The sequence below is a fragment of the Hyphobacterium sp. genome (assembly GCF_965217055.1).
In the GTDB taxonomy this organism is placed as follows: domain Bacteria; phylum Pseudomonadota; class Alphaproteobacteria; order Caulobacterales; family Maricaulaceae; genus Hyphobacterium.
This window is the reverse complement of record NZ_OZ244227.1, coordinates 1,966,691-1,981,620: the sequence shown is the minus strand read 5'-3', so window position 1 is coordinate 1,981,620 and position 14,930 is coordinate 1,966,691. Positions and strand designations below refer to the sequence as shown.

9 protein-coding genes and 1 tRNA gene are annotated in these 14,930 nt (G+C 58.2%); 3 read left to right on the top strand and 7 right to left on the bottom strand.

The window, feature by feature from the left end; translation table 11 throughout:
- The first annotated feature begins 28 nt into the window (after nt 1–28).
- From ACOOFN_RS09890 to ACOOFN_RS09880, 3 genes are read left to right on the top strand one after another with little or no spacing between them, the layout of a single operon-like run.
- Nucleotides 29–1,558, top strand: a complete 1,530-nt coding sequence (locus ACOOFN_RS09890) for a hypothetical protein (protein ID WP_420430982.1) — start codon at nt 29–31, stop codon at nt 1,556–1,558.
- On the top strand, nt 1,555–3,981 hold the full coding sequence (locus tag ACOOFN_RS09885) for a hypothetical protein (protein WP_420430981.1): 2,427 nt from the start codon (nt 1,555–1,557) through the stop codon (nt 3,979–3,981). The genes ACOOFN_RS09890 and ACOOFN_RS09885 overlap by 4 nt, the downstream gene beginning before the upstream one ends.
- Before the next feature lie 26 nt (nt 3,982–4,007).
- The gene (locus ACOOFN_RS09880) at nt 4,008–6,722 is read left to right on the top strand and encodes an ATP-binding domain-containing protein (protein WP_420430980.1); all 2,715 of its coding nucleotides are present in this window, start codon (nt 4,008–4,010) and stop codon (nt 6,720–6,722) included.
- Between the two features lie 194 nt (nt 6,723–6,916).
- Here the strand turns inward: ACOOFN_RS09880 and ACOOFN_RS09875 are convergent, their stop codons facing one another.
- The 7 genes from ACOOFN_RS09875 to ACOOFN_RS09845 all read right to left on the bottom strand — a co-directional run bounded on the left by ACOOFN_RS09875 (nt 6,917) and on the right by ACOOFN_RS09845 (nt 14,850).
- Entirely contained in the window at nt 6,917–7,600 is a 684-nt protein-coding gene (locus tag ACOOFN_RS09875) for a helix-turn-helix domain-containing protein (RefSeq protein WP_420430979.1), read from the bottom strand.
- Nucleotides 7,597–7,797: a helix-turn-helix transcriptional regulator gene (locus ACOOFN_RS09870; RefSeq protein WP_420435061.1), complete on the bottom strand. Its 201-nt coding sequence runs from the start codon at nt 7,795–7,797 to the stop codon at nt 7,597–7,599. The genes ACOOFN_RS09875 and ACOOFN_RS09870 overlap by 4 nt, the downstream gene beginning before the upstream one ends.
- Before the next feature lie 500 nt (nt 7,798–8,297).
- Nucleotides 8,298–8,374 (bottom strand) — tRNA-Arg (locus ACOOFN_RS09865).
- Between the two features lie 152 nt (nt 8,375–8,526).
- On the bottom strand, nt 8,527–10,701 hold the full coding sequence (locus ACOOFN_RS09860; RefSeq protein ID WP_420430978.1) for a M12 family metallo-peptidase: 2,175 nt from the start codon (nt 10,699–10,701) through the stop codon (nt 8,527–8,529).
- Between the two features lie 68 nt (nt 10,702–10,769).
- The gene (locus ACOOFN_RS09855; RefSeq protein WP_420430977.1) at nt 10,770–12,593 is read right to left on the bottom strand and encodes an ABC transporter ATP-binding protein; all 1,824 of its coding nucleotides are present in this window, start codon (nt 12,591–12,593) and stop codon (nt 10,770–10,772) included.
- Between the two features lie 12 nt (nt 12,594–12,605).
- Entirely contained in the window at nt 12,606–14,033 is a 1,428-nt protein-coding gene (locus ACOOFN_RS09850; protein ID WP_420430976.1) for a sulfotransferase family protein, read from the bottom strand.
- A 4-nt stretch (nt 14,034–14,037) separates the two neighbouring features.
- On the bottom strand, nt 14,038–14,850 hold the full coding sequence (locus tag ACOOFN_RS09845) for a sulfotransferase (protein ID WP_420435059.1): 813 nt from the start codon (nt 14,848–14,850) through the stop codon (nt 14,038–14,040).
- Nucleotides 14,851–14,930 lie beyond the last annotated feature (80 nt).

Here is a 14,930-nt window from a genome sequence, read left to right as displayed (position 1 = left end):
TGGAGAGTAATTTAGGGGTGGGGTCATAATGACCGAAACGCTTCACCTGCCGGAATGGACGGAGATCGGACAGGATACAGGCCTTGATCCGTTGGCGATGGTTCGCCCGACCGAGGCACTTTATCAACGCCTCGTTCCCGGCATCAGCACAATCACGCTCAGGCTTCGCTATTACGCCTTCTTCCCATGGATGCTTGAGCAATATGCGCGAACGATTGGCCATACTTCGCTTGAGAAATTTCGCGTGTTTCAACGACGCGCCGAGGCGCTCTACGCCCTAATCGGTGTCAGCAATGGATATGAGAATGGGATTACTGGCGCAAATTGGGCAAGCCGCACCCTTTCGGAAGGTGGTGAAGCCTTCAACTTCGCTGACGCTGCCGCTCCTGACGCTGAGATCCGGTATCTGAAGAACAAGGCCGGCGCCTATGGTGCCATCTATGCAGGCCAAATGGGCGAGATGGGTCTGGTTCGAGCTGCGGAGGACCATCCGATCGATATCGCGGATGAGCGCGGGCGTGAAATCGCAAAAGCCTTTTCCGAAAGTGTTCGAGACCAAGAGCCGCTATTCCTAAAAGTCGTTGAGCGCGGCACCGTCACACCAGAAGAACTTGAGCAATTAAGCGTCTTCAAGCCTAGCGCTATTTCCAACGGAAGCGACGAGCAAAAGCTGCTTCGAGCTTTGCTGCTGGGCGGATTCGAAAAGGCGCTGGCTACTGATGGAGCGCGCAACCAAACCATGCGGCAGCTTCTTGAGCTTGCCGATCAACTTGGCCGACGTCCACGCCCTGAGGATGCCAAATGGGCTTGGTACGACACACAATCTGAACCCGGCGTCCTCGAAGCTGATGCCGAGCCATTATCTCTAGCGCTTTGGCGGCTCTATCACACGAATGACCTGCTGCGCCTGGCCTATGAAGGCATGTTAAAGCGAGCCCTTGGTGTTTTGGCATTGATGCCGCGACGCGCCCTCACGCTCACCAGTCTGATCGAGGAGGTGGTCGCGGAAAGCGAACTTCCAGAGACCAGCTGGGCTGAGTTTCAATCCGAGACCACCCAGCTCGCCTCGGACTTGGGGGAGCGCGAGTTTGAGGAAGCCATAAGCCGCAGCGGCGGCCATGATGGTGTCATTCAACCAGATACACTTCGCGCCGCGGTGCGGCTGTTGGCGGTGGTTCTGTCTCGCGCTGAAGAGCAGAGCGAACTCGTCGAGCATGAGTTTGAACCCTACGGATCAACGCACTTTCGTTCACTGGCGACGGAGAAACGCTTCATCGACGACCGAGCGACCGCTCCAGCGGCGGAGGTTCTGGCCTCCGTCCTTAAGGAGCGCGTTATCAAGCGGCATTTATGGGTAGCCGCGCGCAAGCTACGTACTCAGCGCGCCTATACCTACCTGGCCGACGTAACGGATGGTGAGCTGCGGTTCCGGTCGAGCTTTGCCGCAACCCTCTCTAATCCGCGCTTGGAGCAGTCTCTGACCTTCCTCACCGATGCAGGCTTACTGGATGCCGATGGGCTAACTCCAGGTGGTCGGGAAACATTGGCGTCAGCATGAAGTATTATCGCGCCTTTGACCGCAGCGGGTACCACTCCGCCTTCTTCACGACCTACGCCTTCTCGGTAGGCGCATTTGAAGACACTGTTCTGCCTCGCCTTCGCAATGCGCAATGCCGGAATATTCATGTCTTGGCAGACGAAGCAATCTTGAATGCCGAATTCGCGGAGTTTGGGCCGCCGCGTTATGCGGGCCGTTTCTATCATCTCCTGAAGATCAGTGCCCCGGGCAACTCGGCCTTCCATCCCAAAATTGCACTTCAATTTGGTGCAAAGTCTGTCCGTCTCATGGTGGGCTCTGCCAACCTGACCGGACCTGGGTTAGCGGGTAATTTGGAGCTCGTCACAGAGCTTCGCTGTGATGACGTATCCGACCCTCTTCTTCCAATCGTCCGGCAGGCATTTGATTACATTCTTGGTTGGGCGGGGAACGACCCTTGGCTCAATGAAGCCGCCAGCCGCGCTTTGGAGGAAACGCCGCTCCTTCGGAGTGTCAAGTCGGCGACAACGGTTGATCTCCCGGATTTCCAAGGACTCCTGTCCTTGGTTACAGATGCCGTCGTTGCGCCACCGATTGATCAAATCCGAGCCCTTTTTCAGGGCGATGAGATATCCCGGCTCATTGTCTTATCCCCTTATTGGGACAAAGAGCTTCGGGGCCTGAAGAGCGTTGCCGAAGCGGCCGAAAATCCTTCGACGGCGATCATTTTGAACCAACAGGAGCATGGGTTTCCAAGCGCGGCGCTAGACCCGCTTCAGCCCAGTTTCCATACGCTGGATTTTCAGGCCAAGTCGCGCTTTCTCCATGCCAAGCTGATTATCGCCGAAGGCCGTAATGCCGACCATCTCCTGACCGGCAGCATCAATTGCAGTTGGCCGGCACTATCAGGCCTGAGCCGACAGTCCGGTAATGCCGAAGCCGGTATTTACCGCCGCCTCGCCCCTGGTAGCGCGATTGACGCGCTGGGACTGCGGTCGAGCTTGGCGCAAAAGCTTGATCCTTCGGCGCTGAAGCCTGCTTCTCCAATCGAGCTCGGTGTTGAAGAGGCAAAAATCTATGCGGCCGACGGCGGTCGATTGATCGCGCGTGGCGGATTTATTTACTGGAGTCATCGGTTCCAGAAATCGCCTCCCCGCTTAGTCCGCCTTCTATCGGAGGATGGAGAGTGTCTAGCGGAATCCGACGCGCTCGACGCGGTTGACGATAATCGTTGGCGCCTCCAACTCAGCGTCGACATTGATGAGTGCATTACAGCCGAGTTGACCCTGCATGACGGTCGAGAGAGCGCGCCCGTCATAATTGAACATACAGAGCGTTTGCGCGGTAACGCATCCGCGAAGGATCGCGGCGGCGTGGGCAAGACTATAATGCGCCTTCGCGATATGCCGGATGAAGGGCTAGATATCCTCGAGGCTCTCGACCTGTTCAATAAAGAGGAGTTGAGCGAGACGCCCGCCGCCCTCACGGAAACATCCATCCGAGCAAAAGCTCAAGAGGACGACGCGCCCCCCGAGGTTAAGCGGTTGAGTTATGCGGATTTCGTAAGAACTAAGCCAGCTCAGCCGGGTTCGCATGCACGACTATCGCTTGTCGCCGGTCGGCCCATCGAAGAGGTACCGCGTGCGCTCAATCGCTTCATTGGCTTGATGGTCCACGATAAAGACGAAGCCGCTGACGAAGAGCTCTTGAACGACGCTTTCGACTTGGCGCCCAAAGAGTCTGGCATGAGCCAGGACGATATTCTTGAAGGTGATCGAGACAGGTCTAGTAAAGATACCGAGACCGCCGAGCCATCTCGTCTACAGGAGCGAGATGCCGAGAAAGAGCGCGAACGACGCCGGCGTAACAAGCTCATGGCTGCTCAGCTGGTATCGGCTGTTGAAGCGTTCGAGGTCAGACTCAACAAACTGAAGAAGGTCGACATGAAACCGGTCGACCTCATTCGTCTTAGAGCTCTGATTCAAATCATCTGTGCCTTTGGAACATCGATTGGCGCTGAGGCCAGCGATGCTCGCCCGCTGCCCGTATGGTCAGAAGAGGCTAATGGATGGCCGCGACTTATCGGACGCGTTGTATCTGGGGTGATGCGGCTCGGAAGGTCACCGTTTGGACGCCTTCAGCTCGAAAGCGAGCTCGCGCGCACGCCCGACGAAGTCATTGAGGCCTGGGGGGCATGCCGCTGGGGTGTTCATGCAGCGCTGTTCGCTTGTCGCCAGGTATCGGAAGCGAAGCGTCTAATGCCGATGCTTGCAAAGTTGGATACTGAGCTCCCGCAATGCATTAAGGATGAACTTGGCGATCAAACCTCAGACAGTGACGCAGTGTTCGCGTTCGCCAAAAAGTTTGGCGAGCGTTTCGAGGAACGGCTCTCGATCAATAAGCGCTTCGAGGCGTCAAACTTCGCAAGCAGTTCTGGGCGATAGATTCTAGTAAGGGCGGGCGAACCTCAATGACGAAAACGAACAAAGATGCACTGTTGCATGAGATCGCGAGTGATGCGCTCCAATGCATCGAGCGCGTGGCTGATGACGCAGAACGAGCGAAAAACGAGAGTAGAAACACAGGACCGAGCGCCTTCGCGAGCATCAACACATTTAATAGCCCGGAGCAGGTCAATAGGCTGACAGACGCAGCAGCCGCTGAATGGGCCGCACTCTCGATGCTTATCAAGCAGCCGGTCATCGCCAGGGTTACGTTTGTTGACGAGGATGATCGTGAAACCACAATTTTCATTTCCCGAGGCACTCCGCGGAGTATCCCTGGCTACAAAATAGCTAGCTATCTTACTCCGCTCGGCCGGATTGCCACCCTGGCGGCCGGTGACGAAGACACATTTAGTTTTCGAGGTGTGGACCGCGAGGTCTCCATTCAGAATAACGCCAAACTCAACCTACGGCGGTCGGCGGGGCATTGGGATTCAATCGATTCTGAAATCGACGTAATTGATCAAGGTAGCTTCACTATCCGCTCATTTCGTGAGCTAATCGACAGTAGCGGCAAGGTCGGCGCGAGTGATCTCGAAGCGCTCTGGGATGACGACGCCGATATTATCGTCGCCGGAGTACGGCGAGCCATCCTGTCAAAAATGGGCCTTCGCGATCAGCCTGTTTTAGATCGATATCAGGATGATATTTTTCGAATGCCGATCATTACAAGTTGTTTCCTTTCGGGGCCGCCAGGGACGGGGAAAACGACGACCCTGATTAGACGACTGGGTCAGAAAGTTGACCGCGAAGCACTCGTCGAATCTGGCGAAAACACACGTCTTATCGACACTGTTGAGAAAGATACCGGGCATCCTCATGCTCAAAGTTGGATTGTGTTCTCTCCAACCGAACTTCTGCGCCAATATGTGAAAGAAGCATTCAACAGAGAAGGGCTGCCCGCAAGCGACCGTCATATTAGGACTTGGGACGAATACCGAAGGGAAATTTCGCGCGATAACCTTGGACTATTGCGGACTAGCTCTGGGGCTGGCCCATTCGTTGAACGAAAAGCTCAAGACCACCTTCAAAGTTCCAATTCGGACGATGTGGACTGGTACGAGGACTTCTGGTCATTCGTCGCGTCTGACGTACGCGACGAGCTCATATCGGATGCGGTTCTTCTGGGACAAAGTGCGGCACGCGACCTGCGCGATTTAGGTCCGAATCTTTCGGCTTCGTTCCAGAGGATCAAAGGCAGTTTCTATCCCGATACCATTCGTGAAGTTGAACGATTTCGTCCTGATATCGTTGCCGCACTAGACGTCCGGCATTCTGAAATTGCAGCAGTAATGTCAAAATTCAGAAATCGGCTGGTCTACGAGGACCGAGACTTCCCTATAGCGCTGCAAGCGGAAGTGTCGCGGCTCGCGGCAGACGAGTGGGATGAAGCAGAGGAGGAAGATGAACTCGACGCAGCACTCACAAGCGATGATGAACAGGCATTAGAAAACCAAACGGCACGGACTGTTTCTCGCCGCCAAGCGCTCGCTTGGCTTGAGCGCGCCGTGCGTTCCCTCGCCAAAGCCCGTTTCGCAGGTCGCAAGCCCTCTAAAAATTCAAGAAATAGCAAATTGCTCTCATGGCTTGGCGGCGAGCGCACTCCCTCTGAGGACGTACTTTTAAAGCTCGGCAAGCTACTAGACGAGCAATTACGATTGCGAAAATTCGAGCGTCTTGAGCGATTGTTTATTCGTGGAATTGCGCCTCGCTACAAAAAATTTAGGGCGGAAAGATCGAAGATTGGGAAGTGGTATTCTGCCGAACCACCTAAACGCGCGGATGTCCATTGGCGGGAGCTTGACCTGATAATTCTCGCTACGTTGCAGATCGGCAACGAATTGTTGTCCGGCATTCGATCAAGGCCTGCCGCTGATCTTCCCACCACAGGTTCGCTTGGCGCGATCCGATATCTGCAACGCGCTCAGCTTCTCGTGGATGAGGCCACTGACTTCTCGCGAATTCAGCTCGCTTGCATGCGCGAGCTGACCCATCCCTCATTGCGGTCACTTTTCTTGTGCGGCGACGTAAACCAGCGGCTAACGCCGTGGGGAGTGAGATCCAATGAAGCCTTGAGCTGGATCGATCCTAACATTGTGAGAAAGTCGATCACGGTTTCATACCGTCAAAGTCAGCGCCTCGTAGAATTGGCGAAAGATATCGCAGCGATTGGCGGGTCAGAGCCCTCGGATATCGTATTACCTGACAGGTTGGACATGGAGGGGCTTCCGCCGGTTTGGCAAACACATCTCAGCACAAATGAGTTGATTGCTGATTGGCTCAACCAGCGCATCCGAGAGATCGATAATACGCTTCAACGTCCGACTACAATCGCCGTTCTTGCGAATCACGAACACGAGGTCGAGCCTCTAGCACTCGCCCTCGACGCAAGGCTCGAGGAGATCAATCTTAGGGCGGTTGCGTGTAAGGACGGCAAGGTTGTTGGCAACGATCGCGATGTCCGTGTTTTCAATATCCGCCATATCAAGGGATTGGAGTTCGAAGCCGTCTTTTTCGTAGATCTCGATCAAACAGTTGATCAGTTTCCCGATTTGTTTGCAAAATTTTTGTATGTGGGAGCTACGAGAGCGGCGACCTACCTCGGTTTGACTTTTTCGGGCGACATCCCGACGGAGTTGATGGGGATTTCCGACCATTTTGAAGGGTCTTGGGAGCAGTAAGCGGAAACGGAGTTTCGTTCGACCGTTGAGCAAGTCCCAACTGGAACTGGATAAAGCGCCAACCAATCCACCAGCCGTGCAACCGTGCGAACTGTGCGCGAACCGTGTACCTTTTCCGCCCGAGCCTCACTAGAAACCGAAAACGCCTTCGGACTGGCCATAAAGGTTTCGCGCCAGGAAGGACCCGCGACCTCCTAGACACAAGCGATCTCCTGAATGCCATGGCGTTCGAGCCGGTCGCCGTATGCCGCCCAGATGCGCCGAGCGATGGACTCGGACGGGGCATAGATCGTTCCGGTCTTCCATGTGAGCTTGGCGAGATCTTCCTGGTAAGCCCTTTTGCCGACCTCGGTCCTGATCGCGGCCCTGGCCGATTTCCATTTCCCGATCGAAATGCCGCCAGATTCAGGGCGCTCTTCTCCGCTATTTAGTCGACAGTTGTCCGCCCGCCCTATCTTATTCTCTGAATCTAGTTCTTTTCCTGTCGCCTCTGAGGCGACTACCCCTGTCGCTCCCTGTGCGACATCCGCTGTCGCCGAAGATGCGACAAACATTTTAGTAGATATTTGAGCGCTCCCTCGGCGATATTGCGGGGGAAGGACAGGCTCCAGAACCGTGTACTTGCACGAGCCAAGCATTCCGCTCTTGCGGCGGCGACGCTGCTTCCTGAGCCAACCGGTCCGGATCAGATGCTTGATCCGGCGATTGACGCATTGCCGGCCGACTTGGGCGAACTTGGCAATCGTGGCTTGTGACGGCCAACACGCGTCCGTCTTGCTGGCTAGGTGCATACAGATCGCCAAGAGTATGAGCACGTCCGTTTTCGTGAGCCGACGGTCATACATTGCGTCTGTCGGAAACCTCGTAAAACGCCTCATGACCGGCGCTCCTGCGCCAAGTGGTCCTGAGACGTGCTCGATTGGACTTTAGATCCAATCCAGTCATCGAGATCTGTTCGGCGATACCTGACGGCACTGCCCAACTTAATGTAACTTGGACCAATTCCCTCCACTCGCCATTTCGCCAGAGAACTAACAGCTAGATTTAGGTATGCTGCTGCTTGCCGGGGTGTCATCAAACCTGCTTCGAACATGCCGACCTCCAAATAATAGGCCATTCATGCATCGAGAATGCGCGGCGCTATGTAAATCACCACTTTAGCGTTGAAATACAAGCTTATTTAGTATAAGGAAAGCAGAAGAAACTGGGATTTCTATACTGTTATCCCGGTTTTTGTATGAATATAGTCCTATATATCAAGGATTTTTTCCACAGGTTTTGGCTACGATTGATCGCGAACTGGAACTCGAATTCAGAGACTAACGAGCGTTCTCCCACCGCGACCAGCATTATCGAATCACTGATGTCATGAGTTGGTTTTAGATGGACCGCCAAACGCGCGTCGTAACAGCACCGGTCAAAAGTCATTACGAAAGACCGCTTAGCATGTTTCTCGGCCAGCCCTGCTGCTTGCTCGACATGACAAAAAACTGCAGCTCCAGAAATCGGTGCGCCCATGGTGCGCCCACGGCAGTTTTCGCAAAATCTCGAAAACATCTAACCTATTGAAAAGAATGGCGCACCGGGGAAGATTCGAACTCCCGACCCCCAGATTCGTAGTCTGGTGCTCTATCCAGCTGAGCTACCGGTGCAGGCCGTCTGTCGCAGGCAACCCCCTGCGAAGAGGCGCGGAAACTAGCTTCGGCTTTTCCAATTTGCAAGGCAGCAATTGCCGCTCCGCTGCGCCGCGTTTCCGGGGCCCGCGAGCGCGGGCCGGAGACGCCTCCGGCCCGCCCGTCCCTGCTTACTGGGTCCGCACCGCGACACTGGTTGCACCGCGCGCCTCGCCGCCTTCATTGAAGCGGACGAACACCCGGTTGCGGGCAGGATCATTGGCGATCTCCTGGCCGTTGCCACGCACGAACACGCCGAATGTCGCCGTCCCGTCCGCTGCGATTGTGGCCTGCGTCGTTGCCGCCCGAGCCGCCGTGCATGCACCCGTATTCGGGTCCGTCGGACACACCTCGATGTCCTGGATCGCCAGCGTCTGGCCGCCGGTGTCGGCGGAAACGTCGATCGTGCCGGCGGCACCGACATTGGAGATCGCCACTGCGAACACGCCCACCATGTTTCCGGTGGTCGGCACATTGACCCGGCCCGGATCGCCCGACGTGGCCAGTGCGACGATGTCGGGCACGGCCGTCGAGGACGAGGTAAAGGTCAGCGTGTTGAGACCGAGCACGAATTCGGCCGAACGACGGTTGGTGCAATAGGCTTCGATGAACAGATTGGTCTCATTGTTCGCCGACGCCTGGCCCAACCCCTGATCGTCACCGAAATCGCCTGCGCTGGTGACCGAGAAGATGAAGTTCTGGGCAACACCCGCGTCAATATCCACCGGCGTGTCGGCGGTCCCGGTCAAAGCATTCGCCGAGGTCGTCGTCTGATACGAGAACTCGCCGGCGCTGCTGCCTCCGAGGCGCAGCTGGCAATCCGTCGCCGTGCCGCCCGAACTGGCCGGGTTGATGACTGTGGCAAAAGCCGTCGCCGGCGTGCCGTTCTGGACCGCACGCGTGATCGGCAATACCGAGGAGACGACACGGGCCACTTCCGTCTGGAAATTCGCGATGTCGAGGCTTTCCTCTCGCGCCGCCCTGGCATTGTAGGCCGGGTCCTGATTGTCCATGGCCGGCGAGATCCCGTCGCCATTGGCGACGGCGATACCGCAAGCCGCACCGTTCGGACAAAGCGTCAGCTCCGGATTGGAGAAATACGGCGCTTCCTGCTCGTCACCGAACGCCCGCGAGGCGCCGGCCGGGCATTCCGTCGCGGCATTGGTGCCGTTCGAACCGGTCGGATAGGCCATGACCGTGATGAACTCGCAGTCGACGCGATGGCCATTGGCATAATTGCGAACGCCGGTTCCGACGCCCGAATTCTCCACATTGTGGGCCATGCCCATATTGTGTCCGACTTCATGGGCGAAGGTCACGTCCGAACAGAACCCGCTATTGGCCGTGTCGAACCAGTCGCCGCTCACCGAATAACCTTGATCTGCCCAGGCCGCATTGATGTCGCCGGCATTTGCACCGGCATCAAGCGCTCCGAGAAGGTTGGCAATACCGCAGCCGCCATGCCCGTCAGACGTGCGCTGCAGTACCGCAACGAGATCGGCACCATGGCTTGTACGGACCCCCCGCTCGGCGGACAGGTCCTGCGTGATTGTCGGCGCCTCCTGCGGATCGGTGTTGCCTGAAATATTGGCGAGAGTCTGCGCCTGGTCGGCATTGTCGTCGTCCAGCGTGACGCCGCCATGGAAAACCAGACGCGCACGCAGCCCGGTATCGCTGTCGATCAGGGCCTGGTCGAGAACCGCCATCAAGTGCTGCACGCGTCCGCCCGAGGCGATGCCCCAGAGCGCCGAGAAGCTCTGCGAATAATAGACGGCAATGTCGATCGTTCCGTTGGAACCGATAGCCACCGCTTCCGCGATCTGGTCAGCATCGAACCCTGTCAGCGAGTCGTTGAGAAGGGCATTGGTCGCGGGCACGACGGTGTCGTTCTCGCGATAGATTGAACTGTTCGAGGGAACGCGGACAATCTGTTGCCGCCCGTCCAGGGAGGCCACTTGCCAGACGCCGTCGGGGGTCGAGATGCGGCCGAACGCCTGGCCGTTGGTCTCGGTAATCAGCACGCGGTTCGTCAGACCCTGGCCTTCGAGCCGGCCGGCCCACACTGCACCGCCCATTTCCTGGTAACGGATCTCGTCAAGCTCTGCGACGTAACCGGCGCCAAAATTGAGCCGGATCGTGTCGCCCGGCGTCATCCGCATCACGTCCGGCGATAGCCGGTCGAAACTGATTCGGTCCGGGCCGCCGCCATCGCTCGAAAGCGTCTGTACATTCGAAAACATGTCCTGGGCGTGGCCGACACCCGCCAGGATTGCGGCCAGCGCGGCCGCAGCAATCAATCGAAACATGTAATTCCCCCTGTATTCCCTTTCGAAAGGCTAGCCGCCATGTCAGCCCTTGGCGAGGGAAAACGGGATCAGGTATAAAAGTCGGCCTGCTCGCGGAACAATTCCCGATAGGTGCCCGCCGACGCCGCCAGTTCCTTCGGCGCGCCGTCTTGCACCACCCGCCCGCCTTCCAGCACCAGGATCCGTTCGCACAGACGGAGCGTCGACAGACGGTGACTGATCACGATCAACGTCGCGGACCGATCGGCCAGCGCCTTGACAAACTCCGCTTCCGCCGCCGGGTCGAGCGCCGCGGTCGGCTCATCGAGGATCAGGATATCGGCCCCTGTCCGCAGCATGGCCCGCGCCAGCGCCAGGCGCTGCCACTGCCCGCCCGACAATTCGCGGCCGTCGACGAATTGTTTCGACAGCTTCGTGTCGAGACCGTCAGGCAGATCCGCCAGAACCGGACCGGCCAGCCCAGCCTCCGCCGCAGCTGTCCATTCGCTGCGATCCATGTTGCGCAGGCCTTCGCCCATGGCGATGTTCTCGCCGGCTGTGAGACTGTAGCGCTGTGAGGGCTGGAAAACCGCGGCGGTGCGGGCAAACAGCGCTTGCGGATCCCAGTCCTGCAGCGCCAGTCCATCCAGCGCTATCTCGCCGTTCTGCGGCAGGTAGAGCCCGGTCAGCAGTTTCACCAGGGTCGATTTCCCCGACCCGTTCGCTCCGACAACACCCAGTTTCTGACCAGCCGGGATGTCGAGCGTAAGGGCGCTGATGGCATCACGCGGTGCGCCGGGATAGCGGAAGCTGACGTCGGCCAGACGATACCCCGTGCCCGGCGCCGGTCCGGTCGTTGCCGTGCCGCGCGCGCGGCCATCCTCGCGGCCCAGCAATGCGTAGAGGTTGGAAATGTACAGCAGGTCCTCATAGCCACCGCCCAGCGTGGCCAGCAGCGTGGTGACACTGTTCTGACCCTGTTTCAGCACGGCCGCATACATCGTCATCTGGCCCAGCGTCAGGGCGCCCAGAACCGTCGCCCAAACAACCCAGGCCTTTCCGCCGAGAAAGAAGGCGGAGCTGACCAACAGAAGGATCACGCCAATTGTGGTCCGTTTGGCCTGCAGCTTCCGATCTTCACCGAACAGCCAGCGGAACAGCGCGCGGTGACGCGCGCGGACTTCCGGCGTAGCACCGGAATGAAGCTGCTCCATGGCCGGCTTTTCCGCCGTCATCAGCGTCTCGAGATAATTGCGCTGGCGCATTTCCGGCGTACGGCCGGTGTAGAAGCGGAAAGCCGTTCCGGAGAAACGGAGCTCAGCCAGGAAAAGCGGCAGTCCGCCGGCAAGAATGATCAGCACGGCGAGAGGCGAAAACGTCCACAACACGGCAGCAAGCGAGACCAGCGTGATCGTGTGCTGACCGGTCTCGATCAGCCGGTTTGCCAGATTGTAGGGTCGTGCGCTCGCATGCTGGCGCGCCAGCAGGATCTGTTGCTGGACGTCGGCGCGCTCGATGGTTTCGAGGTCGAATCGGCTAGTCTTGTCGAAGACCAGTGTGCTAACCGCATAGCCCAGACTCGCGTGCAGCATCCGCTTGAGAAAGACCAGCACCCGACGCGCCGCCATCCCGCCGCCGAGCACGCCCGCCTCCGCAGCAACCCATATCAGCGCCGCCTGCCGGTCGGCCGGTGACTGGCTTTCCATCGCGTGCAGCACGGTGTCGATGATCAGTTTGGCGAGATAGGCTGCCAGCGCCGGCACCAGGGCAACGAGAACGGTCAGCACCGCGATCAGGAATGTCAGGCGCGGTGCGGTCCGCCACACGAGCGCCAGGGTTCGCCCGGCATAGCCAATCGCTTTGCGAAAGCCCGGAGCTTCCACGTCGGCAAAAGGCGTATCGGTATTGGCCATCTCGCTTGCTGGCTACTCCGCGACACGGGCGGCAGCACGGGCCGCCTCGACGCGCTGCGACATGATATTGCCCTTGTGCGGGAAGGGTTCGACCGGCACCGGCACGCCCATGAAGGGGGCCAGTTTCTCGAACCCCTCGCCATTGCAGACATTCAGGATCAGCAGATCCCCCGGACGGTCCTTGAAATAGTCCTTCACCTCGCGGACATGCCGCTCATAGACCCATTTGAACCGCTCCGGCTGGTAATTGTAGCAACCGTAAACGGCTGCGCGCAGCAATTGCCGCATCAGCAGATGGGTTTCCTCGTCGGGATCGTCGGTGTGCTTGAATGCCGGGCGGTTGAACCAGTGGTTCTGGCAGGACCTCAGCCAGCCGGCCTCGTCGCGCACGGTCAGGATGAATTTCGAGCCGGGATACTGCTTGTCCAGCTGCTGGTAGTACGGGACTGTGGTGATGTCCGTCAGCCCGTCATGATACTTCAGCAAGGTCAGGTCGTACTGGCCGTAGGCGAGCTCGGTATAGGTGTCCTCGTCGATCGGATAATGCGAGGTATCCCAGCCCAGCATTTGCAGACCGGCGGTCAATGATCGCGTACCGGTGCGCGAAAGACCGAGACCGAACACCATCGGCTTGTCGGTCGACGCACCGTAAACATGGCGTTCGTCATTCTTCTCGAGCCAGGCATCGAGATCGGCCATCGTGAACGCGCTCTTTTCCTCGACACCCAGCCGCGCCAGTTCCTGCTCGGCAAATTGCGGCAGCGCCTCGATGAAAGCGTGGGTTTCGGCCGCCGTGGCGTTCTTTGGCACATTCTGGCGGGCGAATTGCACTGCATGGTTGGCAATCACAAAATCATCGACCGCGCCAGTATGATCGGGCCAGTGCTTCATCGCCGAAGACAAGCGCTTCAGCTGCACACGGGTGCGGCTCCGCAATTCGCGCAGCGCATACTTCATGAAGACGTGGCGATAGAACTGGAAATAATCGTGCAGGATATCGAAATTTCTGAACTGCTTGCTCATCCGCAACGGCTTCATCGCCAGATTGCGCAACCGCGATTCCGGGCGCAGCACGTATTTCATGTCGTCGAGCGGCGGCTTGATCGCCGCCATTGCCCGGACCAGATCGATCCGCGTGATGTGGACACCGCAATGCAGCCGGCCCCGGAAACGGTCCGACACATAGGAATCGACATAGGCCGCGTCCGACTGCTCGATGAAATCGCGCATGTCTTCGAGGATCAGGCAATCAGCGTCGAGATAGACGACATAGTCGCAATCATGATCGATCCGCAGCATCTGGTTCACGCATTCGGTGAACGGGCGCACATCGTCGATGATGTAGACATTGTCGGGCCGTATGTGACGCTTGGCGAGCTCCAGCGAGACTTCGCGCGTGCGCTCGTCAATCTGCCGGAAGACAAGGTCGATCTTTGTCATATACCTACTCCCCCCAGGCCATGGCAGCGTTAAACTCCCCGGCGAGCGTGTTGAACAATGCCAGGTTGGGTGCCGACATTTCGGACTTCCAGCGCAGGTCCAGTCGGATGTCGCCGGAATGATTGGCGTAATACTTCTTGGTCCGGGGCGTCAGTTGAAGGATCGCGTCGGGATCACCATCGACCCGGTCCCGCGCCGCCACGAATTGGGTCCCGGTATTGCCCCCTAGCGGATGCGATTCGCCATCCTTGAAGTCGAGCATGTCGCGCGCATAGGGCAGTTGGAACGTCTCGCAAATCTGCTGGATGACTGTTTCCGGCGACGTCGCCAGCTCTTCATAGCGCACAGAGGTCTTCGGACCCGCAAACGCTTCGAAGATCTCGCGGCTCGCCGCGATCTGCGTTTTCCAGGATTCGATCTGTTCCGCCGCGTCGCGTTCCGGGTACTTCCGGAAACGGGAATTGAGGACAGCGCGACCGTCGCGCTGCAGAAAGATCAGCGCCGGCTGGTCCCCGGCCTCATCCAGTTCCGCGGTCCGCTTCCGTATCCAGGCAGGATTCTTGGTCGAATCGACGATGATATTGGCGCCGACATGTGCAGCGATCTGCCTGTAAAGCGGACGATCCTGGTCCCATTCAAAGGACGACCAGACCGGGCAAGCTTCGCCGCAAACCTTGCAAGCCCGTTTGCGCAGCGGTTTTCTCGGATCATTGAGAAAGCGCACCTTGGCGCCCTCACCGATATAGAAAGCGCCCTGCGCCCGGCCCAGAATCAAGCCCAGCAACGTCGATCCGGAATGTCCCGCCCCGCAAATCATAACGCCCGTCAGGCGTCGATTACTTGTCATAAGTTCAAGCCTGCCTATCCCTGCCACCGGTCAGCCCGATCGCAAGAAAC